The organism is Pantoea phytostimulans (genome assembly GCF_046118715.1).
Lineage (GTDB): Bacteria > Pseudomonadota > Gammaproteobacteria > Enterobacterales > Enterobacteriaceae > Pantoea > Pantoea phytostimulans.
In genome coordinates, this window is record NZ_CP173699.1 from 407,348 (window position 1) to 433,546 (window position 26,199).

The 26,199-nt window shown below is 51.0% G+C and carries 20 protein-coding genes and 3 pseudogenes; 14 read left to right on the forward strand and 9 right to left on the reverse strand.

All coding sequences use genetic code 11. The annotated features are described in order from the left end of the window. Positions 1-327 precede the first annotated feature (327 nt). The gene (locus tag ACF2G4_RS20415; protein WP_215848722.1) at positions 328-537 is read left to right on the forward strand and encodes a DUF1471 domain-containing protein; all 210 of its coding nucleotides are present in this window, start codon (positions 328-330) and stop codon (positions 535-537) included. 337 nt (positions 538-874) lie between these two features. Here ACF2G4_RS20415 and ACF2G4_RS20420 read toward each other — a convergent pair whose 3' ends face one another. Next, positions 875-1,624 (reverse strand): SDR family oxidoreductase, encoded by a 750-nt coding sequence (locus ACF2G4_RS20420; RefSeq protein ID WP_409076078.1) that lies wholly within the window; start codon positions 1,622-1,624, stop codon positions 875-877. A 184-nt stretch (positions 1,625-1,808) separates the two neighbouring features. Here ACF2G4_RS20420 and ACF2G4_RS20425 point away from each other — a divergent pair, with 184 nt between their 5' ends. From ACF2G4_RS20425 to ACF2G4_RS20440, 4 genes are all read left to right on the forward strand, one after another. Then, entirely contained in the window at positions 1,809-2,714 is a 906-nt protein-coding gene (locus ACF2G4_RS20425; RefSeq protein WP_409076079.1) for a LysR family transcriptional regulator, read from the forward strand. A gap of 502 nt (positions 2,715-3,216) precedes the next feature. Further along, entirely contained in the window at positions 3,217-9,228 is a 6,012-nt protein-coding gene (locus tag ACF2G4_RS20430) for an autotransporter outer membrane beta-barrel domain-containing protein (RefSeq protein ID WP_409076080.1), read from the forward strand. Positions 9,229-9,443: 215 nt separating this feature from the next. Next, a complete protein-coding gene (locus tag ACF2G4_RS20435) occupies positions 9,444-10,349 on the forward strand; it encodes a DMT family transporter (RefSeq protein ID WP_243079126.1) in 906 nt (301 codons plus the stop codon). A gap of 151 nt (positions 10,350-10,500) precedes the next feature. After that, complete coding sequence (locus tag ACF2G4_RS20440; protein WP_215848690.1) at positions 10,501-10,809, forward strand: hypothetical protein; 309 nt, start codon at positions 10,501-10,503, stop codon at positions 10,807-10,809. A gap of 272 nt (positions 10,810-11,081) precedes the next feature. Here ACF2G4_RS20440 and ACF2G4_RS20445 read toward each other — a convergent pair whose 3' ends face one another. After that, a complete protein-coding gene (locus ACF2G4_RS20445; protein WP_409076081.1) occupies positions 11,082-11,345 on the reverse strand; it encodes a hypothetical protein in 264 nt (87 codons plus the stop codon). Positions 11,346-11,714: 369 nt separating this feature from the next. Here ACF2G4_RS20445 and ACF2G4_RS20450 point away from each other — a divergent pair, with 369 nt between their 5' ends. The 3 genes from ACF2G4_RS20450 to ACF2G4_RS20460 all read left to right on the forward strand — a co-directional run bounded on the left by ACF2G4_RS20450 (position 11,715) and on the right by ACF2G4_RS20460 (position 13,272). Next, the gene (locus tag ACF2G4_RS20450) at positions 11,715-12,101 is read left to right on the forward strand and encodes a cupin domain-containing protein (protein WP_409076082.1); all 387 of its coding nucleotides are present in this window, start codon (positions 11,715-11,717) and stop codon (positions 12,099-12,101) included. 178 nt (positions 12,102-12,279) lie between these two features. After that, positions 12,280-12,441 carry a YnfU family zinc-binding protein gene (locus ACF2G4_RS20455; RefSeq protein WP_215848693.1) on the forward strand — a complete coding sequence of 54 codons (162 nt, stop codon included), beginning with the start codon at positions 12,280-12,282 and terminating at the stop codon, positions 12,439-12,441. 636 nt (positions 12,442-13,077) lie between these two features. Next, positions 13,078-13,272, forward strand: coding sequence for a hypothetical protein (locus ACF2G4_RS20460; protein ID WP_409076083.1), 195 nt, complete (start codon positions 13,078-13,080; stop codon positions 13,270-13,272). Here ACF2G4_RS20460 and ACF2G4_RS20465 read toward each other — a convergent pair. Both ACF2G4_RS20465 and ACF2G4_RS20470 read right to left on the reverse strand, forming a co-directional pair. Then, positions 13,269-13,709, reverse strand: a pseudogene (locus ACF2G4_RS20465) (FAD-dependent oxidoreductase); the annotation flags it as partial. The gene ACF2G4_RS20460 and the pseudogene ACF2G4_RS20465 sit on opposite strands and share 4 nt — an antisense overlap. A 33-nt stretch (positions 13,710-13,742) precedes the next feature. Beyond that, positions 13,743-16,751, reverse strand: a complete 3,009-nt coding sequence (locus ACF2G4_RS20470) for a Tn3 family transposase (RefSeq protein ID WP_409076217.1) — start codon at positions 16,749-16,751, stop codon at positions 13,743-13,745. A 163-nt stretch (positions 16,752-16,914) separates the two neighbouring features. On the opposite strand from ACF2G4_RS20470, the gene ACF2G4_RS20475 reads away from it, so the two are divergent. From ACF2G4_RS20475 to ACF2G4_RS20490, 4 genes are all read left to right on the forward strand, one after another. After that, entirely contained in the window at positions 16,915-17,481 is a 567-nt protein-coding gene (locus ACF2G4_RS20475) for a recombinase family protein (RefSeq protein WP_409076084.1), read from the forward strand. Positions 17,482-17,559: 78 nt separating this feature from the next. Next, on the forward strand, positions 17,560-18,042 hold the full coding sequence (locus ACF2G4_RS20480; protein WP_409076085.1) for a PAAR domain-containing protein: 483 nt from the start codon (positions 17,560-17,562) through the stop codon (positions 18,040-18,042). Positions 18,043-18,153: 111 nt separating this feature from the next. After that, entirely contained in the window at positions 18,154-19,908 is a 1,755-nt protein-coding gene (locus tag ACF2G4_RS20485) for a phospholipase effector Tle1 domain-containing protein (protein WP_409076218.1), read from the forward strand. Next, the gene (locus ACF2G4_RS20490; protein ID WP_409076086.1) at positions 19,905-20,579 is read left to right on the forward strand and encodes a DUF2931 family protein; all 675 of its coding nucleotides are present in this window, start codon (positions 19,905-19,907) and stop codon (positions 20,577-20,579) included. The genes ACF2G4_RS20485 and ACF2G4_RS20490 overlap by 4 nt, the downstream gene beginning before the upstream one ends. A gap of 173 nt (positions 20,580-20,752) precedes the next feature. On the opposite strand, the pseudogene ACF2G4_RS20495 reads toward ACF2G4_RS20490, so the two are convergent. The 5 genes and pseudogenes from ACF2G4_RS20495 to ACF2G4_RS20515 form a co-directional block, all read right to left on the reverse strand. Beyond that, positions 20,753-21,727 (reverse strand): annotated as a pseudogene (locus tag ACF2G4_RS20495) (FAD/NAD(P)-binding protein); the annotation flags it as partial. 73 nt (positions 21,728-21,800) lie between these two features. Further along, positions 21,801-21,953 (reverse strand): annotated as a pseudogene (locus ACF2G4_RS20500) (alkanesulfonate monooxygenase); the annotation flags it as partial. Between the two features lie 178 nt (positions 21,954-22,131). Continuing rightward, positions 22,132-22,740 (reverse strand): sugar O-acetyltransferase, encoded by a 609-nt coding sequence (locus tag ACF2G4_RS20505; protein ID WP_409076087.1) that lies wholly within the window; start codon positions 22,738-22,740, stop codon positions 22,132-22,134. A 142-nt stretch (positions 22,741-22,882) separates the two neighbouring features. After that, positions 22,883-23,425, reverse strand: a complete 543-nt coding sequence (locus ACF2G4_RS20510; protein WP_243079115.1) for a TetR/AcrR family transcriptional regulator — start codon at positions 23,423-23,425, stop codon at positions 22,883-22,885. A gap of 92 nt (positions 23,426-23,517) precedes the next feature. Beyond that, positions 23,518-24,018, reverse strand: coding sequence for a MarR family winged helix-turn-helix transcriptional regulator (locus ACF2G4_RS20515; RefSeq protein WP_409076088.1), 501 nt, complete (start codon positions 24,016-24,018; stop codon positions 23,518-23,520). A gap of 138 nt (positions 24,019-24,156) precedes the next feature. On the opposite strand from ACF2G4_RS20515, the gene ACF2G4_RS20520 reads away from it, so the two are divergent. Continuing rightward, positions 24,157-25,305, forward strand: coding sequence for an MFS transporter (locus tag ACF2G4_RS20520; protein WP_409076089.1), 1,149 nt, complete (start codon positions 24,157-24,159; stop codon positions 25,303-25,305). 80 nt (positions 25,306-25,385) lie between these two features. Next, positions 25,386-25,964: a pyridoxamine 5'-phosphate oxidase family protein gene (locus ACF2G4_RS20525; RefSeq protein ID WP_409076219.1), complete on the forward strand. Its 579-nt coding sequence runs from the start codon at positions 25,386-25,388 to the stop codon at positions 25,962-25,964. Positions 25,965-26,199: the final 235 nt, after the last annotated feature.

Consider the following 26,199-nt stretch of genomic DNA (forward strand, 5'->3'; position numbering starts at 1 on the left):
GGTTGGATGAGTACGATTTATCGGCATTTCCACTGGCAGCTTTAGCCGCGAAGCTAGAAAGGGGAGCGTCTTGACACCGGCTTGAAGGCAACTTGCTGATGGCCAAACGGTTTCTGACATTAAGTTTTAAACACGCTTTTGGCTAAGGCTGTGCAACGTATCAATCTGTTCTTGTAAAACAGCCTTTTCGGAGGCATCGAAACATATTCAATATTTTTGATTTATTTGAGCAAATAGCTCAGCTTTTAATCCGCTCTCCTCAGCTCTATGATTGTTCACATCGAGGCAGAACGCCTCAAACAAACAAACTTCACTGAGGAAATGACCATGAAATCCATCAAAACTACTGTTGCAGTTACCGCTCTAATACTGGTTTCTTTCGGCAGCTTCGCACAAAGTGTTACCGCTTCAGCTTCCACTCTGGACAGTGCTGAAGCCAAAATTGCGGCTCAGGCGCATAAAGCAGGCGCGTCATACAAAATCACCGGCGCGCGCGTTGATAACGGTGCCTATGTTTCGGCTGAGCTAATCAAATAAACATGGTCGCACAAGGACGTGCCAAAACGGGCTGCCCAATGGGCGGCCTTTTTTGTCTTCGCATTCTAAGGCCTGCCGTTATCAGGCGCAGGCGCGATCGTTCCACGTGTTGCGGTAGTTAATATTTCCTGCCATTCAACACTTCACTGGCAAAAGACGCTACGGCGGCTAAACCTTATTCGCGACGGCGTGTGAACGCATTTGATTGTGCTAATGCAGGGGGGATTCTCGGGTGTTTTCATGGGGTAAAGATCGCACAGGACAAATAAAGGATAAAACGCCAAAGAGGGTGACGTTTTATCCTATCGGTCTACTCAAGAGTCAAAAAACCACTCCCTTAAACCTGAGCCATTCCCCCATCAACAAACAACTCAATGCCATTCACAAAGCTTGCCGCACCGGATGCCAGGAACGCGACCACTTTAGCGATCTCCTCAGGTTCACCCAGCCGGCCCAATGGAACCTGTGCTGCCAGGCTGTCAAAAAGTCCCTGACGGTGTTCTTCGGGAACCAATCCACCCAAGCCGTTCGTGCGTACTGGCCCAGGGCTGACCACGTTGACGCGTATCCCACGATTTTTCAAATCCAGCGACCATGATCGTGCAAAGTTTCTTACGGCGGCTTTGCTGGCGCTGTAGACACTGAAGTTTTCTGTCCCCTTAATGGAGACGGTGGAGCCGGTCAGAATCACAGAGGCACCATCAACCAGCAGCGGCAGGGCTTTCTGCACGGTAAATAAAACGCCTCGCACATTGGTGGCAAAAATACGGTCAAAATGTTCTTCGGTAATCGCGCCCAGCGGCATCATGTCGCCACCGCCTGCGTTAGCAAACAAAATATCCAGTCGTCCAGATTGTTTAGCGATTAACGCGTAAACCGCATCCAGCTCCGTCAACGATGACGCATCGGCACGAACGCCCACAGCAGTGGAGCCGAGTGTGGCAACCGCCGCATCCAGTTCTTGTTGACGGCGTCCAGTGATATAAACCTGCGCACCCTGTGCAGCCAGCTCTTGGGCGGCTGCCAGTCCAATCCCAGACGTACCGCCGGTAATCAGCGCGATCTTTCCAGACAATTGCTTGCTCATTACATACTCCTTCCGATAAGTTGATTTACCTGCCTGTTTTTGAAGCCATTTACTTATTAAATGGTTTGCTAAACAGGCCCTGTAAGTAATGTAGCGTCGAAGACATTGCGGAAAAATTAGCAAAAATGAAAATGACTATTCACAGCGGTGGATAATCATTCTGGCGAATTGAGGAGGGCGGCAGTTGGATCAGTTGATGGCAATTCGGGCTTTTACGCGGGTAGTGGAAACCGGAAACTTCACGCGCGCGGCAGATTCACTCAACATGCCGAATGCCACCTTAAGCAAATTAGTGAAGTCTCTGGAGGCGCATCTGGGTGTTCGTCTGTTGCAGCGCACCACCCGACGCGTCATGACCACGCCGGAAGGGCGTGAATATTACGAGAAAGCCTCGCGTATTCTTATCGATCTGGAAGATATCGATACGTCATTTATCGTGTCTCGCAACAAACCGCACGGGCACTTACATATTCATGTGGGGGGATCAACGGCTCGCGACGTGTTGATTCCGGCGCTGCCGGACTTCCTTTCACGCTATCCTGATATTCGCCTTGATTTGGGCGTTGCCGATCGCCCCGTGGATTTGATCAGTGGCAATATCGATTGTGTGATTCGTGGTGGCCCACTCGACGATTCATCGCTGATTGCGCGGCATATTGGTAATGCAAGCCTGATTACCTGCACCACGCCGGAATACTTAAAAATGTTCGGTATCCCCGCCTATCCCGAAGAACTCAGCAATGGCCATAAGCTGATCAGCTACCTTTCTCCGTTAACGGGCAGAGCCTTTCCTTTTAGATTTCAAAGGGACGGCGAGAAAAAAGAAATTAAACCCGATCATCGCATTGGCGTGAATGAAAGCAATGCGCATTTGGCGGCGGCGATTGCCGGAATGGGCATTATTCAAACCTTCACTTATTCAATAAAGCAGGAGCTGAAACAGGGAGCGCTGGTGGAAATACTGCATGAATGGCGGCCTCCGGTTTATCCTTTCCACGTTGTTTATCCGCAAAACCGCCATGTGACACATCGTCTACGGGTGTTTATCGCCTGGCTAGTGGAGGTTTTTCCCGAGGCGGTAAAAGGGTGACGGGGGCTTACTGAAATCTTTCCAGCACCTGCTCGCCGCGAAAGGAAACGGGATAAATTGAAATTGTGATAGTTCATATTAAGAACAAGATAAGCGCGCGCAGTGGGTATGAATTTTTCTCAGAAGATTAATTGCCCTTAGATTTATTCCTCTTTACAAAACTTCCTTTTATAACCTTAATAATTTTCGCGTAAATTTTCATACTCTGTTTTTAATTACCACAGGCCGTTAATTCAAAATCATCCGTTTGAATTATCTGGGGTAAAGGGATTCAATTAGATCCAATAAGCCCTATTTATTTTTTAGTTTTTATTTTGAAAGGCTTTTTTCACAAGTGGCTTATTGTTAAGTCCTGCTGGACGTTAGTGCAACAAAGTGCTGTGATTCATTTCACCCTATTTCAAACGTTATCATTTCGAAAACAATTTATTCATAAACTCCGCCTGAAATATAACGCCTAACGTTAAGCAGGCTTTGTCTTTTCTCTGATGAGGAAAACATTGTGTTTAAATTAAATCCTCTGTTTTTGAGCCTTGTTGCTGCGCAAGGTCTGTTATTTCCGATACTCAATGCTTCTGCTGCATTACTCAAACCTTATACCCCTGAATTTAACGATAATAAGGCTGGTGTCTATTGCCTGTGTAACGGCACGACACAAACCCTAAGCGGTTTACCGCAGTTTGCGCCGGGCGTAAGTGGTGCAACTCGCATCACGCTGGGTGAGTTGCAAAACACGGGCCGCATTATTAACGACAATCTGATCGGTGAAAAACGGCTCGATTTGGGACTGCAAAATTTCACTGTCCGCATCCCCGATTTCGAAGCGCATACCTCAACATATTATGATGTGTACGATACGTTTGCGTTTAACGATCTGCTTAGCGTGAGTGGCGCTGCGCAGGTCCCTGATTATTACGATGTGAAAGATGGCCAATATATTAATGCGCGGGTCGCCGCCGTAAGCAATGGCACGCTTAATATCGCTATTGGCAAGCAAGGCGCCGCGAGCAGCGCCAGCACCAATCGTTGGTCGATGGCGGCTAAGCAGAGCGAACTCTTTACCGCTAAGAAGCGGGGACACCTGAATTGGGACGCAAATAACCGCATCACGTTTACCGCGGCAACCCCGCCTTACAGTGGCGATCGGCTCGCTTATAACGTGGGTAACGTGGTGGATTATGGCGGTGCTTTTACCGTAACCACCAAAGATGGCGCGGTGAACGCCTTCAATGTCACTAACAGCACCGAACTAAGAAATTATAATGACTGGCTGGTTTTGCAACTCAGAAGCGCCAATCTCAGGGCGGAAGATTACAATCCCGAATTCAGTAAAGCCTATGCACTGCGCGAAGGCAGCGTGGTTTACCGCATGAGCACCAATAACCTTGATGATGAAGTCGCACAGCCTTTAGGTGAACAGGTGGTGCTGAGCGCCGATGGCCCGAATGCCAGTGTGAAAATCAATCGCGGTAAAACCCTTGAAGTCAAAAACAACAGCACCGCAGTGATGCGCGCCAGCAACGGGGCGCGCGCGATAATTAATGGAAAACTTGCCAGCAGCGGACCGGTACAGTCAGAAAGCAAGGCGCTGGAGCTGATCAACGGCAGCACAGGGGTTAATAATGGGGTGATCAACGGTGGCTTCTTCAATAATGCCAACGGCGAAGGGGTGGATAACCGCACGCTGGGCTATATCGGAAAAGTTGTCGCGTCCTCTTATGGCAGCCAGTTTACCAATAATGGCGTAATCAACTTTGCCCTTAGTGATGCGCCCGTATCGGGAGGCAGTTCGGCGATTTGGCTCGGCAACGGCCATGCCATTAACCACGGTAATATCAATGTTGGCGTGGCTAATGTCGGTAACGGCAGCAGTGCGGCAGGGGTGAGTTTCAGCGGTGAAGGGAGTTTTATCAATGCAGAGGATGGCATCCTGTATATTGGCCGCACCCCGCAGAACCGTAAAACAGACGCAACACAAGATGTCGAGGTGTATCTGAACGACGGCGTGTTCGGTATTGATCAAATTCTGAATGCCAGCGCAATCAATAATGGTCGTATCGTGGTGGGTTCTAAGGTACAGAATGCCGTCGGCATGCGCGTTAGATTCGGGCCTGACGCGCTGGCGCTCAATAATGGTGTGATTGACCTCAACGGGCGCGCAGAGTCTCAGCCAGCCGAGAACGTCGGCATGCTGGTGGTCGATTCCGGCAGCAGCGGGCGGGTGGGTAATACCGGCACCATCAACGTCAACGGTGACAGCACCACAGCAATTAAAGTCATTGCCAGCGAGGGCAACCGCGCCAGCGCGTTCTCTACCGGCACGATAAACGTCAACGCCCACGTTAATGTCTATGACGGCACTTTCGATACCGCCGTTTGGGTAAAAGGGGAACCGGGCGGCCAGGCTAAAGCGGATCTCAGCGGGCCGATCAACCTTAATGGCGACTCGGTCATTGGCATTCGCGCCGAAGGCGATGCCACCGTCAACGTAACGTCAAACGCTTTGCCTCAACAGAGCAGCGGTCAGTATCAGATCACCTTCTATGCCCTCGGTCCAGACGCCAAAATCAATTTGCCCGCCAACAGCAGCTTTACTACGCCTGGCTGGTCTTCCGTTCTTTTCCGCTACCAGGATGGCGCAGATTTTGATGGTCACGGCCTGAAACTCACGCCCGACGACTTTTCGGCAATTGGCGTAATGGGCAGCGGCAAAGGCACGACAATTAACACTAACGGCGCGACATTCAATATTGGTCAGATCGCCACTGGCGTGCTGGTCGAAGGCGGCGCTCAAGGCACTATTGACGCGAACACCACATTTAATATGGTGGGGGAAACAGCAAGAGCGGCGGCAGTAGACGGCAAAACACGTAATCTGCTCGGCGAATACAGCGATCCCGATGCGCCGCCGGTTGCTAATACCCTGCTGGTGAACCATGCCGATATACACGGTAGCGCTGACTGGCAAACCGGCCTACAAGCCTGGAACCAGGCACAGCTGATCAACACCGGAAACATCACTTTTGCTGGTCAGGGAACCTACGGTATAGAAGCGTACTCTGGCGCAACCGTGACGAACAGCGGCGACATCAGTGTCACGCGCGGTGGTACCGGGCTTTATGCCTATAACTATCCGTTAGACGGTGACGGGATTACGCCCTCTGTGATCAATAACAGCGGAACGCTAAACGTGAGTGCGGGAGAGAGCATCCTGGTTTCGCCAACCTACGGCGCAGTAGCGTATTACCCACTATCACGCATTAATCAGAACGGGATCATCAATCTGTACGGTGACGATGTGATAGGGGCTCAAGCTGTGCTAGGGGCAACGCTTAACCTTGGACCCGACAGTCGTGTGGTATTCCACAGTCCTAACCAAACTGCGTATCAAGCCATGGATATCGATTCCAGGTTGTTCAGCGGCGGCGGCACAACGGACGTCAGCACTGAAGGATCCACGCTCTACCGCATCAGCGCGGGGGCCTTCTTCTCAACCTTCAGCGCCGCGAATGTCACGTTAAGCGGAGCCAACAGCACGGGGATCGTCGCTTCCGGCTTAGGCACAAACATCTTTGGCACCGACGTGTTTACTGTGACCGGCAATGGTGCAACGGCCGTGCGCGTTAGCGATAACGCGGAAGGTGCTGTCACCAATCGCATCACGCTTAATGGCCGCAACAGCACTGCTGTGGTCAGCGTCGGCAATGAATCGACCGCTTATGCGGCCTCTGACATAGTGGGCGGCGGCGAAAATATCACCGCTTTTGACATCAGCAACGCTGCAAGATTATTCAACCAGTATCAAGGACGGGTCAATTTGACCGGGCCTGACAGCACCGGCGCTCGGGTTCACGATGGCGGCAACTTTATCAACCGCGGCAGCGTGCATGTGGCTTCAGGTATCGGCGTTGATGTCAGCAGCGGTTATGGTCAATACGTGCCCATGGACAGCGAATTACGGGTTGATGACGGCATCGCTGCGCTGCGGGTCGGCAGTGGTGCAGAGTTAAAAATCTACGGCGATGGGCAAGGCAGCAGCACGCTGAGCGCCAACGGCAGCGCTGACGGTTTGTTGCTTGACAGCGGCGCGCAGCGATTTGAAGCTAATGATATTATTCTTGGAGCCTACGGCAGCGGAAGTGCGATTAACAACCGCGCGGAAACCGCCTCGATTTTTCTGCAAAACGTTCGGCTGGAAAGTGGACGCGGTGCCGCTATTCGCTCGGCAACCTCCTTCGATCCTGACGGCAGCGCGTTAATTAACGTGGGCAGCGGCGGCACCGGTTATCTGTTTGCTAATGAGGACGGTTCCACCACCAGCAATGATTTGCTGATTGGGCAAGGCTATTCCATCGTTGTTCCCGGCGAGGGAACCGGCGTGCAGGCTAACACCAGCGGCAGGGTGGTGACACAAGGCTCGATTGACATTCAGGCCGCTAATGGCGGCTCGGCGATTGTCACTCATACTGCCAGCGAAGTGATCAATCAGGGCTCAATCTCCTCTTTGAGTTTGCGTTCTCCGATCATCGACCTGCGTGGAGGTGAAACGGTATTCATCAATGAAGGCATCATCACTGCACCCAATCCCGAAACCGTGGTCATCGCCGGCGGCGCGACGGATGATCTCATTGCACTTCTGGACGGCAAGGTACTGGGCGATGTGGATACGGGTAATGGGCGTGATTCCTTGATCCTGACCGGCGGCACGATCAACGGCAGCTTGACGATGGGCAACGGCACGAATAATTCCGCCACTATAGAAAAGGTCAGCCTGGCAGACACACGCCATATCACGACTCAGGGCGGCGCGGGCAGCACGCTTAATTTAAGTGAGATTACTGCGCGCGGTGGTTCGTTCTCCAATGACGACCTGAGCAAAGGCACTAATCTCGGTGCAGGTTGGAGCACCTTGAATTTCTACAACACGCAATGGACGTTAACGGACAACATCAAGCTGGCACACAGCACCATTAATATCGACAGCGGCTCAACGCTGTTTGTGGGTGATGGGGTTAATCCACTGTTGCAGGGCGCAACCGATGATTCTTTGGTGGTGAATAACGCCGGTACGCTGGATTTAACCAACGGCGCTAACGTCGCCAATAACACCTTGACCCTTGATGGTGAATTAGTCTCAAACGGCGGTAGCCTGCGGCTCAACTCGTTTAACACGCAAAGTGATGCGTTGCGTGTTAATGGTAACGTCAGCGGCACCACGATTATCGACGATACGCTTATTGGCGGCACGGTGGCGGATACCAACGGCGACAGCACAATCACTGCAACGGAGGGTATTTCACTGGCGCAGGTTTCAGGTAGCGCCAGTAGCACGAGTTTTGCCTTAAAGCAGGGCTATGTCGCATCGGGACCGTGGCAATACAGTGTGTATAGTTTCGCGCCGGGCAGCAGCGACGCCAGCCAGCGAGAAGTCAGCGGCAGCGGTAACGCGTTCTGGGATTATCGCCTCGCCAATACTTTTGTCTGTGAAGATGGCTCGCTCTGCCAGCCACAAGCGGGTAGTGGTAAGGTGGCAGCGCGTCCGGCTGTCACGCCGCAGGTGCCTTCTTACATCTCAGCCCCGGTTGGTTTGGCGTATTACACACTCGCTATAACCGACGATCTGCATAAACGGCTTGGGGAGCTGCGCTATCAGCAAAACAATCCGGATGCACTGGGCGGTGAAATGTTTATCCGCTATATCGGCTCAAACCTGGAATACCAGAGCAACCGTGGATTCAGTGATTACGGCTATGATTTTGACCTCGATTACAGTGCCGTGCAGCTCGGCGGCAACCTGTTGAGGTTAGATGGCGCACAAGATAGCCTGCGCGGCGGCATCGCCTATACGCGCGGTAACACACGTATTCGTCCACATGCTGCTGATGGCTATAGCTCAACCTCTTTCGACAGCGACAGCCTGGCTTTATATGGAACCTGGCAACGTGACAGCGGTTTCTATGTTGACGGTTCACTGGCATGGAGCTGGTATCGCGGCGAAACGGATATCGCGCGGCAGAAAGAGGTGGCGTCGCCAAAAGGCAAGGGTTGGGCCGCGTCGCTGGAATCGGGCTATCCGTTTGAGTTTGCTCACGGTGTACGATTCGAACCGCAGGCTCAGCTAACCTGGCTGCGTTTAAACATGGAAAACTTTACCGACAGCGATCGCACCCGCGTTTCCTATGATGATTATGATCAAACCATTGGCCGACTGGGCGCACGTCTCGCTCGCACCTGGCAGGACGACAGCCAGCGTCTCTATACGCCGTATCTTCGCGCGAACTATTTTCGCGGCTGGGGCGGAACGGCGAAAGTGAACATCGGTTCAACCGGCAGCGACATCAATCAAAACTTTGACAGCGGAAAGTTCGGGCAGATGTGGGATGTAGGCATTGGCGGCTCGGCATCGTTGAAGCGTGATGTTTCGTTCTATGCCGAGGCGGATTACCGTAAAGAGATTGACGGAAATGGCGCTAAAGGCTGGCGTTATAACGCCGGTGTTCGCTGGTCATTTTGAACCGTTAAAGTATCAAAGGCACCGTTTGGTGCCTTTTTTATTGCGTTTAGAGAGGGTTATCAATGGCGCGGCGCGAATGGCCATCGGTTTGAAACAAAACTATCTGCTGATTAACCCTTCAACTTCAGCGCAGGGTGACTGACAGATTCTGATAGGCTTTTGATAACAAAAGGCAGTGTAAATCTGTTTTAAACCCGCTTTGGATCCCATGCTGAATGAGTGCTGCAACCGGTATATCAATGAAAATTATGGCTGCGCTCAGTTCAACGCTGATGCTTGCCTGTGTAAAAGCGCTGGATGGAACAATCCCGGTAGGCGAGGTGATATTTTTTCGCTCCTGCTTTGCGATGCTGCCATTAATACTCTGGCTGAAGGTGCAGGGCAGCGTGCGAGAAGGGATTAAAACCGCCAATGTGCGGGGACACTTTATCCGCGGACTTGCCGGAACCTGCAGCATGTATTTAAGCTATTTAGCGCTGCTCTACATTTCGCTTACCGATGCCACCGCAATCAATTACGCGGCCCCGCTGTTTACGGTTCTGCTTGCAGCACTAATATTACGAGAAAAGGTGCGCGCTCACCGCTGGCTGGCAGTGGTGGCGGGATTTAGCGGTATCGTTATCATGCTTTCCGGGCACCTTTCACTCACAGATAACGCCTTGAATGTCGGTTCTTCTACCGGCGTGTTTCTGGCGCTGCTGGCGGCCCTCTTTACCGCCGGGGCTTTGATTCAAATCCGCTCGTTGAATCGGTCAGAAAAGGCCGGCGCGATCGCCTTTTGGTTTACCGTCATGACGGGATTAACTTCACTTGTCACGGTGATTGCAGGCTGGAAAATACCAGAAGGACGTGAAATTTTATTACTGGTCGGCTGCGGGCTGTTTGGCGGTATCACCCAAATATTACTGACATTAAGCCTTCGCTATGCAGATGCTTCTTTGCTCGCGCCTTTCGATTACACCACGCTGCTTTGGTCAGTGATTATTGGGTTCTTGTTTCTGGGTAATTTGCCAGAGGAAGCGACGATTGCGGGCGCTTTTCTGGTCGCAGTCGGCGGTATTTATTCACTGCTTTGCGAGCGTCGTTTGCGCCGTCTGGAAATGGTTCAGGATAGGCGATGATCCCTCTCGCGACCTCATTTAAGCACGCCTTCTTTTAGCTCATCTCCTCATGCTGGATAAACAATAATCGCACAACGGGCAATGACATCGCTTGCCCGTTTCCATATTATCCATGCTTCAGCATTACCCGCTGTAAAACACGAAGGATGTGATGATGATTTTCTCTGAAGTTGAAACACACTATATAAACAGCAACACAGATAGCCGCTTGGTTCGTTATGATGTGATCAGAATCGATGATGACACCTTTGTGGTTAACGTGTTCGATGTGCAACAGCGGAGTGCCTCTCCTTCGGGATCCTTTACAAACAGTGCCACACTGAAAATCACCCGTGATGATTACGAGTCTGAGAACAATATCGGGTCCTCTTCGGTGGTGCGAAATCGTATGCCAACCACTTTTCAAAATCATATTCTGGTTAAGTGCCAGCAGCATCGTGATTCACTGGATCACGCATAAACTTTGACAGGCTCTTTTTAACGTCAAAAAAGAGCCTGATTAACGCAACGCTTGCCTCTGATTTTCCCTACTCATTACGTTCAACTATTAAGGCAGTGACAGTGTTGCCTTCAATCTCTACGAATACTCTTTAATCAACGCAAGTGCAGTTGACGCTTTCTTTGGGGCTGAAATGATTTTTCGCGTCATCCTTTCTAATTTCACTCATGCGCAAGGTGAAATTCGTTCCACAGCAAATTGATGATGGCATGCTGAAATACCGTTTAGCCTGCTCATACGGGCTTATTGAAGTTTTGCCGTTTAAAAAATAACTTCAACGCTGAATGAAAAACTGTCTCTTTAACATATGCAGGCTTAACTGCTTCATTTATATGAAGTAAGATTGAAAATTTGAGTAGGGCCTCAGCAGCGTCGCGAGCTTCAATATCATTACAAGGTTGATCACAACAATCACGCTCAGCTTTTTCATGTCTGCATTTATTTGCTTCAAGAGCAATAAGCTTGCCTTGTTTTTTAAAACAACAATAATTAGCCATGGACTCTCCCTGTAAAAGTATTCTCATAACATTGTTGAAAGAAAGTGGTTTTGAATGAGGCATTACGCTGCCAACTGGATTTAACATACCTGGTTTTAATAGCGGATGTTATCGTTATAGATAAATTGAGATGTCTCCGGTTTACTGTGATGCCAGTGAAATCTTGAGTGAAAATGCGCGGTGATTTATTAGCTGGCCCTTTCGTCACAACCCTCGTTAATAAGGTTAGCAATTCCTTGCTTTAAACGAAAAATCAACCTTATTAATATGTTGTATAATATTTTAAAAATTTGCGTCTATAATTAGCTGCTTAAATTCATTATGAATAGCTGGTTTATCAGCGGGTTAATTTTAAGGGGGTATAGTGATATGAGCAGTGATTCAGGAAAAACGGTGACAAGCGAAACGTTATTAAATAGCGGCAAAGCGTGGAACGGACAGGTGATTGAAAACTACCCGACGGGAAAGCCTGAGATTACACTAATGAAAATGACCATTCCGGCTCATTCTGAGTTGCCGTGGCATACGCACCCTATCCCTAATACCGCCTTCGTCGTTTCGGGTTCGCTTACCGTTGAAGATAAATTCAGCGGTGAGACAAAAACCTTCAATGCAGGAGAAGCCTTTAATGAGTCCATCAATATTGCTCATCGCGGCTATACAACCAATGAACCCACTGATCTTATTATATTTTATGCAGGTGCCGAAGGTATGGAACTCTCGATTCCTCTGCCAGGCGAGGAATCTGAGTACTAATATTTGATTCCACACTCTCTATCTATCTGCCTGCCGGTCATGAATGAGCGGCGGGTGTTCAAAAGTAAATAGTGAACATTCTGTTGATGTTAGCGAGTTTAATTGGAAAGGAAGTAAATATAAAAGTTAACTAAATTCGATTGTGTTAGGCTAAATAAACCTCAAAGAGGAATTTATCATGACATGGCTAAATCGAATATTTGATAACTTACAACAGCATGAAGTTAATTCTCAGTGCCCGGTGTGTAAGAAATTTTCTAAGCAGTCTTCAACTAAACGAGATCGTGGGCAAGCCGTATTATGTCCTCATTGTAAATCTCTGTTTATCATGACGGAATAAATATTCCCTTCAATCAACGGGTTAAGGCGTTTTTTTTGAGTGAAAGGAACCGTACTAGCCTTAAGTTTTTTCGCCTGAATCATCCGGCAATTTTTCGCAGTGGAGTGTGCTTTACAGGGTTTTGCTCATCACGCTTAAGGGAATATCACTCTGCGCCTTGCTGTTACATCCTCCTTTAATCCCTATTCGGGAATAATATGTCGCTTCAAGTGACACCGGATAATTCTCTCTGCGATCAATAGGCGTTTCTGCACGCTGAGGAATTCAATTAATATAATAGCCTTGCCTGTGCAGTCATAAATAATGCAGCGCTTACTGTTTTTAGTGGGATTAATTGCTAAAGCAATGGCCGTGCGTAACGTAAAAAGAAAAACTACTCATTCTATTAAATTAAGAATTAACCCGCACTGCAATTTATCTTATAAATCATTGATGATGCCTTGTCAGGGTTTACATTGATTCAGTGCGCTCACGCTATAGCTAAAAAGTGAATTACGTTTCCCATATTTGTAACAATCCGCGCTATTTACTTGCCTTAAATGAACTGACTATTATCCCTGTCACTTAATTATTTCAACTAACACGCTGGATTAAGAGCGGTCCGCCCCTGACTTTCCGTTTATTAACTGGAAAACCATGACAAACCCTTTCGATTTCCCCGAAGTAATCCAGGCGGCTGTGCTGACCGAGGATGATAAGGCGATTCAGGCAGCACGTTCTTTGGCCGAAAAGGCGAAAGTCGGTGCAGTAGCGCGCGATCAGCAACGGATTTATCCACGTGAACTGCTCGATGTATCCGTTCAGCCGTGCTCCCTTTCCAGCCACTTTTAGTCAATGCGCTCGTGTGAGCTCGCTTGCGTAGAAGAGGAGGGTGAGATGCTCAATAACTGTCTCGCCACCGACTCAGCATGTTCAGCAACTTGCGGCAAGCCCATCAATTCACCAAAACGGCCGCGGGCGGCTGGCCCGACGACATAAAGATGAGGATTAGCCAGACCTTGTGCATTCAGGGTTTGTGACAGCGCATTGACATTGATACCCAGCGCCAGCGGATCGGCCTGGATTACGCCTTCTGTAGCAAGCTGGTGTAATAACGCGTCGCTGTTAAGCAGAGCGCCATGTGCGGGCCCGGTGGTCACAATGACTCTGTCGACCCGATAATGCTCAGGTGATGAACCTCGCGGCTGAAGCGTCAGCTGGAGGCTGTCTTCGGCTGCATCTGCCGCAAGCAGGCGAGCAGCAATAACCGTTAGCTGACCGCTGGCCTGGGGGTTTGAGGGCCAATGGAACGAAAACGTACGTTAAGAAGGTAATTCATTGTTTAAATTGAAATTTAATGCTCTCAGTTCTCCCTTCAAAATATCCTCCGGTAGCGTGAACGTATAATGCCCCAGCATATTGATATGCCCGTGCATCAGTGGGGATAACCGGGCGATATCTTCATCCCCGGTTTCTTCTCCATTAGTGCGCATCCAGCTCAGTGCTTCCTGCATATAAAGCGTGTTCCACAGTACCACTGCATTAGTTACCAGCCCCAGTGCTCCCAGTTGATCTTCCTGCCCCTCACGGTAGCGTTTTCTGATCTCACCGCGCTGCCCGTAACAAATTGCACGCGCCACCGCATGGTGGCCTTCTCCCCGGTTGAGTTGCGTCAGGAGCCGCCGCCGATAATCTTCATCATCAATATAATTAAGCAAATATAGCGTCTTGTTGACGCGTCCCACTTCCATGATCGCCTGTGCCAGTCCTGATGGACGTGAGCTTTTCAGCAGAGAGCGGATGAGTTCTGAAGCATGGATGGTGCCCAGCTTCAGCGAACCGGCGGTTCGCATCATCTCATCCCACTGATTCTCCGCCTTCGACAGATCCGCACATCCCCGCGCCAGCTCATCCAGTGCTCCGTAATTTGCCGATTTATCCACCCGCCAGAATACTGCTTCCCCGGCATCAGCAAGCCGGGGGGAAAACTGATATCCCAGCAGCCAGAAGAGGCCAAAAATAATGTCACTGGTGCCGGCTGTGTCTGTCATGATCTCAACCGGATTCAGCCCTGTTTGTTGCTCCAGAAGGCCTTCCAGCACAAAAATGGAATCCCGCAATGTGCCGGGTACCACAATACCGTGAAATCCAGAGTACTGATCAGAGACGAAGTTGTACCAGGTGATGCCACGCCCGGAACCAAAATATTTTCTGTTAGGCCCGGAATTGACGCTTTTCACCGGCGTGACAAAGCGCATGCCGTCGGCTGACGCCACTTCGCCACCGCCCCAGTGACCTGCAAGCTCCAGCGTGGACTGAAAATCAACGAGCCGGGCATTGGCGCTGACCAGCGTTTCTGCACGGAGGTAATTTTGTTTCACCCAACTGAGCCGGTGGCGGGTCAATGCCGGTATATTGTGCTTTATCAGCGGTTCCAGTCCGATATTGCAGGCTTCAGCCATCAGAACCGCACACAGGCTAACGTGCAGATCCTGCGCCCGTGCTCCGGACTCACTGACATGCATAAATTCCCGTGTAAATCCTGTTCTGGCGTCTATTTCAAGCAGTAATTCCGTCAAATCAACCGGAGGAAGCAGCTGTCTTACCCGACTGTTGAGACAAAGCAACGACGGTGGCTCCTCCAGTTTCTCCAGACTACTGATGGTCAGGGAAGGATATTTACCGTCATTGCAGACATGGACTTCCGCATTCCCTTCAAATCGGGATGCGGCTGCTTTCCAGGTTTCATCCAACTGAACGGCCAGTTGCTGCACGCCTTTATGTCCATCGGTAGGATGTCCCAGAGCACGACAGACGGGAATACGCTGAGCCTGCCACTCTTCACCCTGCAATAGCTTCTCGCGGGGATCTCCCCAGCGATCGCTGTTTTCGAGCCAGATGTCCCGTCGGCGCAGTGCATCCTGAAGGCGCTCCAGCAGACACAGTGAATAACCGGCGCGTTGTATCCGGCCCTCGGCATCGTATACGAGGCGTTTCCAGGGGCCGGTGATGATATGTTCAGGCGCATCATCGAAGATGCGCTTTTTCGAGCCGTTCAGTTCAGCCAGATAATGAATCACGGCCAGCGTATGCTCTCCGGCTGGCGCTGCCTGGAAATGCAGGTCGCGCAATACCGCCGGAAGAAAACGCTTTACCCGCCCGTACTGTTCCACCATTTCATCATGGAAATTGTTGTTCTGAGGCCGGGCCAGCTCATTTACCTTGCTGACGGATTCTGCCAGCCTGCTTTTCGGTATGCTGCTGAATATGGTCTCCCTCAGCTCAGCATCGTCAGCCTGCTCATCCAGCAACAATGAACATGCCCGCGCCAGCAGTAGCGCAGCACGGTCAAGATCTTTAAGCGTCCTGAGCCGTTTTTTCTGCCCGGTTTTCTTCGCCTCGCGGGTGATGTCCAGTATCAGCATATCGAGCACATCAACGGCCTCATCCAGCGCTGTTATTTCCTGCGCTTTAACAAATGCAGTGAGTACGGCCAGTTTTCTTTGCTCTGGCATGCGTGCGATATATTTTACCGATGCCATACCTGCGTAACGCGCCAGATTACGCAGCTGTATCGCGGGCAGGCCGGTAAAGTTCAGCCGGGAAAACTCAAGGTTTCGCAGCCGGATATACCGCTCCAGCGCTTCGGTAAATGCCGGACCGCTGACGGTGACTGGTCCCTTTTTCAGTTGCTCCAGCGGTGAAATTCGCTGCCCCTCAGGAATGTCCAGCAGCTCCGTCACGCGGGCGGTCTGCCAGCTATCCGGCAACGCGGCCAGTTTTTTCCACAGCCGCTGATTTGCCCGTTCGCGTATTTCACTGACGAGACGTACAAGTGTGGTTGCTCCGGGCAGCAGGACCTTATTCTGAAGCAGCCACGCAGTGGCAAAATCAAACATCAGACCGGGTCGCTCATTACTGAGCCATGCCCGGGTGTACAGCAGGCGCTTCAGGCGGAAAGACCATGGAAAATCGCCAAATTCATGGTAACCGTAATATTCCTTAATCAGCGCAGTATGCTCTCTTAGGGTGGTATCCCGCTCTGCGTAGCGGGAGAGGACTTCAGGACGGCGGATATTAAGCTGCACCGCGACAAATTGCTGAACACCCGGCAGAACCCGGGTTAAATCTGTCAGAAAGGTGCCCAGAAAACGGGCACTGGTAAGCTGAAGCGCTATTCCCAGCCGGTTATGCCTTCCCCGCCGCTGATTAATGAAAGCAAGATCCCGTTCATCAAGATGAAAATAACGCGCCAGCTGCACGTCATTAGGTTCTGCAACATAGCGACCATAATTCAGTTCCTGCTCGGTGGTCAGAAAATCGACGGGCATATCGGCCTCCCTGCCTGATGGACATTTGTTAACAATTTCGCAACCATCCGAAATATTATAAATTATCAGACATATGAAAACAGTGTCGTTTTTGTGTCTATTAAATCGATTTTTTGTTATAACAGATACAAGTTGTCCGATATTTGATTTAGGATACATTTTTATGCGACTTTTTGGTTACGCACGGGTATCAACCAGTCAGCAGTCGCTCGATATTCAAATCCGGGCGCTCAAAGACGCGGGCGTGAAAGCAAACCGTATATTTACCGATAAGGCATCCGGCAGCTCAGTCGATCGTTCTGGGCTTGATCTGCTGCGCATGAAGGTGGAGGAAGGGGATGCCATTCTGGTGAAGAAGCTCGACCGTCTTGGCCGGGATACCGCCGACATGATCCAGCTGATAAAGGAATTCGATGCCCAGGGAGTTGCCATTCGTTTCATTGACGATGGGATCAGCACCGATGGAGATATGGGCAAAATGGTGGTCACTATACTGTCCGCTGTTGCTCAGGCTGAGCGAAGTAGAATTTTGGAACGGACCAATGAAGGTCGGCAGGAAGCGAAGCTGAAGGGCATCCGGTTTGGCCGCAGGCGTACCATCGACAGGAACAGAGTGCTGGCACTCCACAGTAAAGGGACTGGCGCAACGGATATCGCCCGCCAGCTCGGCATTGCCCGTTCCACGGTTTACAAAATACTTGAGGATGAGAAGACAGCTCAGCCAGGCTGATAGCGGCATTAAATTTTGGTTAAGTGACCCATCTGGTTACTATAGACACTTAACCCACAGGAAAAAGAGGGATTTGATATGGAACAGCAATATACCAACGAACTGACTCCGGAATTAGCCGTCTCACTGGCGCGTCCGCCCTTCTTGGCGGAGAAAAAGGCCGGGATGTCTGACGGTGCCCGTCAGACTGTCGAAGAGCAGGAGGCTTTCATGCGAGAACATCCGGTGGTGGCGATTTACCGGATCGCGGTTGACGGGGCGCTAACCCAGCGCGGCGGGGTGGTTCGGGCTGCGTGGAATGGCGCTGAAATCGAGCTTGATGGCGGGCAGAAGGTTAATATTGCGCTGGTCGGGGATGAGGTGGTTTACCCTGACGGAACCACTGCCCGTATTGTTACCGGCAGCGGGTCGAAATTTCAGAAAGGTGGGCAGAGTATCGCGCTGGTTGGCAGCAGGCTGAGCAACGGTGATGTGATTATCAGCACCCCACAGGCGGGATGTACGCTGAATGAGCTGAAAGGTTTGCCGATGGATGCTGATTTTTTACCGGCAGAGGGCTGAATTATGTCCATCATGAGAGGGTGTAGCGTTCACGGCAAGAATGTCGGATTACACGGAGATAAAACCTCTTCGGGAGCACAATGTATCGCGGCCCGTCCCGGCATGTCGGTCATGGGGTTGCTGAAACTCTATATCGGTGACAAGACTACCCCCTGCCCGAAGTGTGGGGAAGTGGGGGTCATTGTGGACGGCGATCACCGGTGCTCAAACAGTGCCGCTGTTGCGGTGGACGGCGCGGAGATCCGTTGCGGGTGTCCGCAGGGGACCAATTTTCTGATTGCGCCGGGTACGATACCGCAGCTTTCAGAGGCAAAAGCCAGGATGGCCCCGGTAGTCGCTCCGGAGCCGGAACAACATGCGCAGGCGGCGAAGAAAAAGAAACGGGAGATCACGCTGACGATAGGCGTGTTCTTCGACGGTACCGGCAACAATGCCGTTAACACGCAGAACATGCTGAAGGCGTATACCGCAGGTCATTACAACCTGGATGACCCGGAAGCCGAGTCCATTCTGGCAAAATGCGCCCGTGAAAATTTTGGTGTGTCGGGCAGCGGTGCAACCAGCTATACCGGGTACTACACCAATATACACTGGCTGAGTACGCTCTACAGCCGTCGCTTTAATGAAGACAGCCCCGATGTTCAGCGAGCTGTTTATATTGACGGTATTGGCACTGACGCGGGAAAACCTGACAGCAAGCTGGGCCAGGGGTTTGGTATCTCTGATACCGGTGTCGTTGCCAAAACAGATAAAGCGGTTTCTATGCTGGCTGACAGTATCCAGGCTGCGCTGGACGCGGTCAGTAATAAACAGACTGACTGCACGTTCATCATCAGGTCACTGCAGTTCGATATTTTTGGCTTCAGTCGGGGCGCAGCCGCCGCCCGGCATTTTGCCAACCGCATCCAGTCAGAAGACCCGGCCATTATCAGCGCTATCCGGCAGGGCGTAACGGGTACTGCATTTAGTGGTTCTCCTTCCGGTAAAACCCGTTTCATCGGCATTTTCGATACCGTTGCCGCCATTGGCACACCGGTTAACGGCCTGAACCCGCACAGCGCGGATACCGGTGACGTGAAGCTCACCCTGCGGCCCGGCGTGGCAGAGAAGGTTTTCCATATCACCGCTGCGAACGAGTGTCGCTTTAACTTTGCGCTGAACAGCGTGAAACCAGCATGGCCGGAACTGGCGCTGCCCGGCGTGCATTCCGATATCGGCGGCGGCTATCTGCCGGTCACACGAGAAGACCTTTTCCTGACCCGCCCGGCAACGGAAACGGTGCCGTACAGCCAGCCAGACGAAAAGACGCAGGCCTACCGGCAGGCGGTGGCCCAGTTGCAGACGCTGGATAAGTCGCCCTGCCTGGCTCCCCTGCTGCGGACAAATGAAATTTCGGCAGAAACCTGGCATGACGACCGGCTTCCTCCGGACCGGTACGGCCAGGTGCAGAAACGCAGCTTTGCGGCGCTGACCCTGCGGGAGCGGACCGTCAGAAACGACTGGTCCCGCGTGGTGCTGAGGGTGATGCTTGAGGCTGCACAAGAAGCCGGGGTGGTGTTTGACCCTATACTCAGTAAAGACAAAGAACTCGCCATTCCGGATGATCTGGCACCTCTCTGGGATAAAGCGCTGGCGATGGGTAAGGCAGTCCGCAGCGGTCAGACGCCGCAGGCATTCAGTCAGGATGAGCTGGACGTGATCGCGGAGAAGTATATTCACTGTTCGGCCAACTGGAATGCCATCGTGGTCAATACGGACGGTCTTATTCACGGGGGGGCATCGCCCTCAGAGCTGATTGGCTTTATCAACCGGCCGGATGAGCAGTGGAAACGCTCGGTCTACAGCATGGACGGGAAGAAGGTATGAAACTGAAAGCCCTTTTTCCCCTGCTGATGCTGGTCATGATCAGCGGTTGTCGTGCAGGCGAAGCGCAGACGCCGGAAGACACCGGAGAAATGCCTTACGGGGAGGTTGGTTTTGCATTTTTTACCCCTCAGGCATTACCGGCGGTGGTGACGAAAGCGCTGATTATCGACAACGAAAAGGTGGTATCCACCTTCCGGACGCTGGACAGTACGCAGAGTGATCCCGATGTAGTGGGTACCTGGAACAGCAGAACGGATGACGGGGGGATCCAGTTCAACAAGGTCCGGCATCCACCGGCACAGATGCTGTTCTGTTGGGATTCTGTCATCGATAAAAAGACTTACGAGACGCGCATCACCTTCTCACCGGCCCTTCGGGAAAAAATGTCAGTACCAACCGGCAGGGACAGAAGAGGTAATACTGCCTGGTATAAAGCATTGCTGTTTGGTCTGGCACCTGAAGGCAAAGTGCGCATCTGGCTTCAGAACAGCGCGGGAGGCGACAACCTGCCGGTTGAACCGGTAAAAATTACCACGCTGTCCGGGGATAAACTGGATGCCTGTAAAGATGTACCTTCACGAATTGATTTTAACTACAGCATTCCGGATGGGTATGATCAGTACATAAAGGACTTCATACAGGGGAAAAAATATCCCTACGGCAGCTGGTAGTGTGGTGGCAACTCCTAAAAAGGATCCCCTGTGGATCCTTTTTTATCATCTCATTACCAAAATCCTTTAACGTGAGTTTTCATTTCGCTAAGTTCTAGTTATTTAAAAATCAATATTAACAATAGGTTAGCTTCTTAGCGTACGTTTTCGTTCCATTGGCCCTCAAACCCCGCCTGCAGTTGAGACAACACGGCACTCACTTGTGGCGCAATTCGGTAACGATGAACATCCCACCACGGGCGCAGATGCTGCAGAAAGCGACGCTGCTCTGTTAACGGCAGTGTTTGCCAGATTTGCTGACCATGACGGCGAATATCATCAAGCACCAGTTGCCAGGGTAGATTTTCAGCGGCTGCGTCTGTGACTTCTTGACGAATGCGTCGCAGCCAGCCCCGTGCAGTAGCCTGTTGTGGTTGAAGGTAATTTAACTCGCGGTTCTCATAGTTGCCGCTTAGGTTAGGGCGAGGTAATTGACCACGACGGGAAAACACGGTGATTTTTCCGCGATGTCCCTTGCGATGCAGCGAAGCGACCATATCTGACATGGTTAAGCCTGAACCGATGATCGCGACCTGATCATCAGGGCCCACTTTTGCCAAGGCATTAGGCTGCCATGGATCGGCAATCAGCCCGACGTGACCGCGTAACGACGTAAGTAGTGCAGGTAAGGCAGGCGGCGGATGACTGATTGCCAGCACTACAACATCGGCTTGTACCTTAGCGCCAGAAGCTGTGCTCACTACGCCAGCATGGAATGAAACCGCACGGTCATGAATATGGGTCAGTTCTACCGCGGAATACTGCTTCTGCTGCCGGAACTGTTCATTTACCCAGCGGGCAAACTGCCCGCGCTGCGGATAGACAGTGCCATCATGCCACAAGGCATCGGTATCGGCCTGAAAGTCAGGTGATGAGCGGAACCAGCGATCGAAAGCGCCTTCTTCATCGCCGGCAAGTTGCATCCGCGAGGCGGGCACATTAATACGGTGTGCAGGATCTTCTGTGCTGTAAGCCACACCCTGTGCCAGCTGAGGTCGCGGCTCAATTACCGAGACCTTTAAACCTGCCTGACCGTAACGCGCCAGGTGAATAGCCAGCGCCGTGCCGCTAAATCCGCCACCAATGATGACAATGTGCTTTTCAGACATACGCTGGCTCTCTTGTTGATTAGCTGACTTACTTACTCGGACGGCGATCGCCACCAATCGTTTCGCCGAAAAGTTAGGTATTAACAGTACGCTGCTTTTTATCGGCGTTAGCGGTCAGTGGCAATAATGGCATTACCCGTTCGGCAAAACGGTGTGCTTCTTCTAAATGCGGATAACCGAAGAATATAAAGTTTTCGATTCCCAGCGCCTGATATTCATGAATTCGATGTCAGTAGCGCGACGTAGTCGCTGGACAAAAAGTAAGGCACCTATCTGAACGCGTGGATAATCGATTTGGGCCTTCAGAGCACACTACATCTTTCTTTGCTCTCTTTGCGCCTTGGCTCCATCTTTAACGCATAAAAAAGGGCAATCCCGTTGCCCTTTAATTCATTGAATGAAGCTTATCGGCGATGAAAATCTTCACGCTGGCTATCTTCCTCTGAACGCGTGCGAATAACTTTGCATGGATTTCCCACGGCGATAACATCTGACGGAATATCGCGGTTAACCATGCTTCCCGCACCAATCACGGTGTTATCTCCGATTGTCACGCCTGGCGTAATCGTCACACCGCCACCAATCCAAACGTTATTGCCAATCTTTATCGGTAGTACAAATTCCAGACCTTCAGCTCGCCTCTTTGGATCGAGGGGATGTCCCGCAGTATAAATACCGACATTTGGAGCGATAAAAACATTGTCCCCAATGATCACCTCTGCGCCATCAAGAATCACCAAATTATGATTAGCATAAAAGTTTTCCCCCAGATAAATATTACTCCCGTAATCGCAATGGAAAGGGGATTCTATCGTAAGGCTTTTGCCATGACTGCCCAATAATTCCGTCAAAATTTGACGTTTTTCAGTTTCTTTTGCCGGATTTAAGCTATTGAAATTGAAACAGGCTTCCTTGGCTTTTTTTCTTTTCAAGATAATCTCAGCGTCATGGTTTGCGTCATAAAGCAGACCATCTTCAACCTGCGTAACAGGGTTAATCACATTTGCTTTCATCGTTCCTCGCTTACCTGTTCTCTGCCTTACACGATGATACTGATCGGCAAGGATTGAATTTTCTGGTTGTCGTACAACTGTACGAGAGCAGATAATATACACGACACTGTTCCCTGAATGTCGAGGGTTTCTTTTAAAGAAGTCAGTCAGAGGTTAACTTTTGCAGGATACTTCGCAATTCATCGCGACTTAGCATCTCTTCGCCCAAGTGCCGATGGGCGGTAAAACCTTCAATAAGCGCGTCGATCGTCATGGCGATTTGAATATCGAAATGCAAAGATAATGCGTCTCTGCTTCTGCGTAGCCAGTTACGGCATATCTGACGAATTTTATGATTACGTGACGCGTAGGCATAGAGTTCGAAACTCAGCAGCATATTGCGTGGTGCAGCCACGATTTCACCACAGATGAGGTCCAAAACGGCCTCTATTGCTTCGCTTACATCAGCTGCCGATTCAAGCCGCTGTCGGAAATTTACGGAAACGTGCTCAGCCAGGCGTGTGAAAGCGGCCTCAAGAATTTCATCTACTGTCTGAAAATGGTAGGTCAACGTACCAGGTGATATCCCGGCATGTGATGAAATTTTACGGGCGGTCGCTCCCACAACACCATGATCAATGATGACATCCTGAGCAGCCTGAATAATCCGGCTACGCATGTCTTGTTCTGTTGAGGGTGCTGCCATAATTTTCTTATAGTTGAGTCGCTAAAAAGCCAGCTTATTACAGATTGTTTTCTGTGACGATAGCGAATCTGCCTGGTAGCCCTCTACGTCATTTACTCTACAGATTCGCCTGGAAAGGTAAGCAGTAGCGCTCTTAACTGCGTTTCCAGCGCTTCTCGCTGAGCTGCAGATAAGGTTGCCAATATCGCCGCTTGCGTGGCGGTGTGAACGACCAGCGCTTGCTCAATCCGCTGTTGGCCTTGCGTGGTCAGTCCCACCAATGTGCTGCGTTTATCCTGCGGATCCTCAATGCGCTCAATCAATCCCTCCTGCTCCAGCCGGCTCAGGCGATGCGTCATTGCGCCTGAAGTGACCAGCAGCGATTTATACAGCTGCGTTGGCGAGAGGCAATAAGGCGCACCGGCACGGCGCAAAGTGGCAAGCACATCAAATTCACCCTCACGAAACCCAAACGGCTCCAGCGCTTGAGCCCGCGCTTTTCCTGCATGTTTCATAAGCCGCAGCATTCTGCCAAAAACTTTCATCGAAGAGACATCCAGTTCCGGCATGGCGTTATCCCATTGGCCGATAACGAAGTCGATATGGTCGTGCATTATTCGCCCCTAAACAGTGTGGCTATTTTGTCGCGTTGTGCGGTGCATCTTACACAGGATGATTATTTATCTTAACGTTAAGATAAATGTTGGTGGCGCTTATTTGCTAAAGCAAAAACCGTTCTAAAGGAGTCCATTGTGAAACATGTCGTACCATTGCCCATAATATTCGCATTTATCGCTTTTCTTGTCGGGTTGAATCTTCGTCCCATTCTCGCCTCCATCGGTCCGTTGTTTCCGGTGTTGCAGCGCGAAACAGGCTTATCAGCCACTGGATTTAGTCTGCTTACTACCTTGCCGGTTGCGATGATGGGGCTGGCAGCGCTGAGTGGGCCCTGGCTATTAATTAAAGTGGGCGCTGTGCGGGGTATTGCTGCTGGATTGACGGTTTTGACTATCGCCTGTTCGCTGCGGGGATGGGATTCATCTGTGACAACATTGATGTGTACTGCGTTAGCGGGTGGAGCCGGCGTGGGTGTGATACAGGCTTTAATGCCCGCACTAATTAAAAAAGAGTATGCGCAATCAGCGGGCACCTTAATGTCGCTGTTTACCACCGGTATTATGGCGGGTGCCGCGCTGTCTGCTGCCAGCGCCGAGCCGGTTTTTTCGCGATTGGGGCTACAGCCTACGCTTGCCATGGCCGGTTTTCTGGCGCTTCTCGCTTTGGTTATTTGGCTGACCCAAATTAAACATCGCCCATTGGAAAAAACATCGTATGCAGATGTTGCCTTATCGTCATCCCGAACTGCATTGTTAATGCTGTTCTTCGGCATTGGAACAGGCGCGTATACGCTGGTCTTGGCTTGGTTGCCGCCATTCTATATTCAGGCGGGGTGGAGCGCACGCAGCAGCGGTTACATGCTGGCCTGGCTCACATTAACCGAAGTCGCGGCGGGTTTTGCCGTCTCTGCGCTGATTCATCGTTTTCCCGATCGCCGTGCTCCGCTGATCGTCGTTCTGCTCCTGTTGCTGGTAGGGTTGCTGTGTCTGGTCTTTTCCCCTGGCACCACGCCGATTGCATCAACGCTGCTGTTGGGTGTGGGCATTGGCGCACTGTTTCCACTGTCGCTGATTGTGACGCTTGATCATGCTCGAACGCCGACTGAGGCGGGGAAATTATTGTCACGGGTGCAAGGGGGTGGCTATTTGATTGCCGCCCTGATGCCCTTAATCGCCGGACTCATACGTGACAGTGTCGCTTCACTCTCTAGCGCCTGGTTAATCATGAGCGCGGGCGTCATGGTGTTGATTGTGATAGCGCTAAGGTTGAAACCCGCTGCGTAAGGGGCGTCGCCAACCTTTATTCCTTTTGGCGTCTATAATTCGGTCTTCAGCCGGCCTGTACGACTAACAGGAGCATGATGATGCCAATAATACTCAACGAGATTGATGCTGCTGCCTGGGCAGAGCTTGAACAAGCCGTGAGCGAGCCGGAATCCGCTTTTCGCTACCTCACTTTTTGTTCAGTCGATGAACAAGGCAAACCGCAGGCACGAACGATAGTTTTGCGACGTGCTGACAAACTGATGCGGGTTATGGAATTTCATACCGATACGCGGAGTCTGAAATGGCAGGAGATTGCAGCCAATCCGCACGTCACGGTATTGGGATATTGCGCTCAAATGCGACTGCAACTGCGCCTTCAGGGAAAGGTAGAGCCCTATGATGCTGAAAGCGATGTGGCTCAAGCGACATGGAGCAGATTGCCCGCCCATACACAGAAAACCTACGCGGGTGGGCCTCCCGGAGGCGCGCGAGCATGTGATGACATTAAAGCGATCAGCGCTGCTGAGGAAGCCGAAGGAAAGGCGAATTTTGGCGTGTTAATCGTGCGCGCCAGCTCGCTGGATTGGTATCAGCTACACAAAGAACAGAATCAGAGAGCGTTTTTTACTTATGACAACAGCGGCGCACTTGTGGACTCTCAGTGGGTTAATCCCTGACAAATCCAAGACTTACTGAGCAAAGGTGAATTTCCTTTGCTGCACAGATCAATGTAATCACATCCGCATTCCTTGTTATTCATCCCTTCTTCTAAACTGTTTTTAAGTCAAATTCCCTTGCCAAACTGGTAAAGCGGATTTTTCCTGACTACGTTTTTATCGTCCTTGTTATTTCTTTGATTTGGCGCACATCTCTGATGTGGCGTTTACCTCTGACTTGCGTTGCTGCTTTTAT

What these genes read in the sequence shown, in the direction of transcription:
- ACF2G4_RS20415 (WP_215848722.1), top strand. Translation starts at nt 328, where the DNA reads ATGAAATCCATCAAAACTACTGTTGCAGTTACCGCTCTAATACTGGTT.
- ACF2G4_RS20420 (WP_409076078.1), bottom strand. Translation starts at nt 1,624, where the DNA reads ATGAGCAAGCAATTGTCTGGAAAGATCGCGCTGATTACCGGCGGTACG.
- ACF2G4_RS20435 (WP_243079126.1), top strand. Translation starts at nt 9,444, where the DNA reads ATGAGTGCTGCAACCGGTATATCAATGAAAATTATGGCTGCGCTCAGT.
- ACF2G4_RS20440 (WP_215848690.1), top strand. Translation starts at nt 10,501, where the DNA reads ATGATGATTTTCTCTGAAGTTGAAACACACTATATAAACAGCAACACA.
- ACF2G4_RS20445 (WP_409076081.1), bottom strand. Translation starts at nt 11,345, where the DNA reads ATGGCTAATTATTGTTGTTTTAAAAAACAAGGCAAGCTTATTGCTCTT.
- ACF2G4_RS20450 (WP_409076082.1), top strand. Translation starts at nt 11,715, where the DNA reads ATGAGCAGTGATTCAGGAAAAACGGTGACAAGCGAAACGTTATTAAAT.
- ACF2G4_RS20455 (WP_215848693.1), top strand. Translation starts at nt 12,280, where the DNA reads ATGACATGGCTAAATCGAATATTTGATAACTTACAACAGCATGAAGTT.
- ACF2G4_RS20460 (WP_409076083.1), top strand. Translation starts at nt 13,078, where the DNA reads ATGACAAACCCTTTCGATTTCCCCGAAGTAATCCAGGCGGCTGTGCTG.
- ACF2G4_RS20470 (WP_409076217.1), bottom strand. Translation starts at nt 16,751, where the DNA reads ATGCCCGTCGATTTTCTGACCACCGAGCAGGAACTGAATTATGGTCGC.
- ACF2G4_RS20475 (WP_409076084.1), top strand. Translation starts at nt 16,915, where the DNA reads ATGCGACTTTTTGGTTACGCACGGGTATCAACCAGTCAGCAGTCGCTC.
- ACF2G4_RS20480 (WP_409076085.1), top strand. Translation starts at nt 17,560, where the DNA reads ATGGAACAGCAATATACCAACGAACTGACTCCGGAATTAGCCGTCTCA.
- ACF2G4_RS20485 (WP_409076218.1), top strand. Translation starts at nt 18,154, where the DNA reads ATGGGGTTGCTGAAACTCTATATCGGTGACAAGACTACCCCCTGCCCG.
- ACF2G4_RS20490 (WP_409076086.1), top strand. Translation starts at nt 19,905, where the DNA reads ATGAAACTGAAAGCCCTTTTTCCCCTGCTGATGCTGGTCATGATCAGC.
- ACF2G4_RS20505 (WP_409076087.1), bottom strand. Translation starts at nt 22,740, where the DNA reads ATGAAAGCAAATGTGATTAACCCTGTTACGCAGGTTGAAGATGGTCTG.
- ACF2G4_RS20510 (WP_243079115.1), bottom strand. Translation starts at nt 23,425, where the DNA reads ATGGCAGCACCCTCAACAGAACAAGACATGCGTAGCCGGATTATTCAG.
- ACF2G4_RS20515 (WP_409076088.1), bottom strand. Translation starts at nt 24,018, where the DNA reads ATGCACGACCATATCGACTTCGTTATCGGCCAATGGGATAACGCCATG.
- ACF2G4_RS20525 (WP_409076219.1), top strand. Translation starts at nt 25,386, where the DNA reads ATGCCAATAATACTCAACGAGATTGATGCTGCTGCCTGGGCAGAGCTT.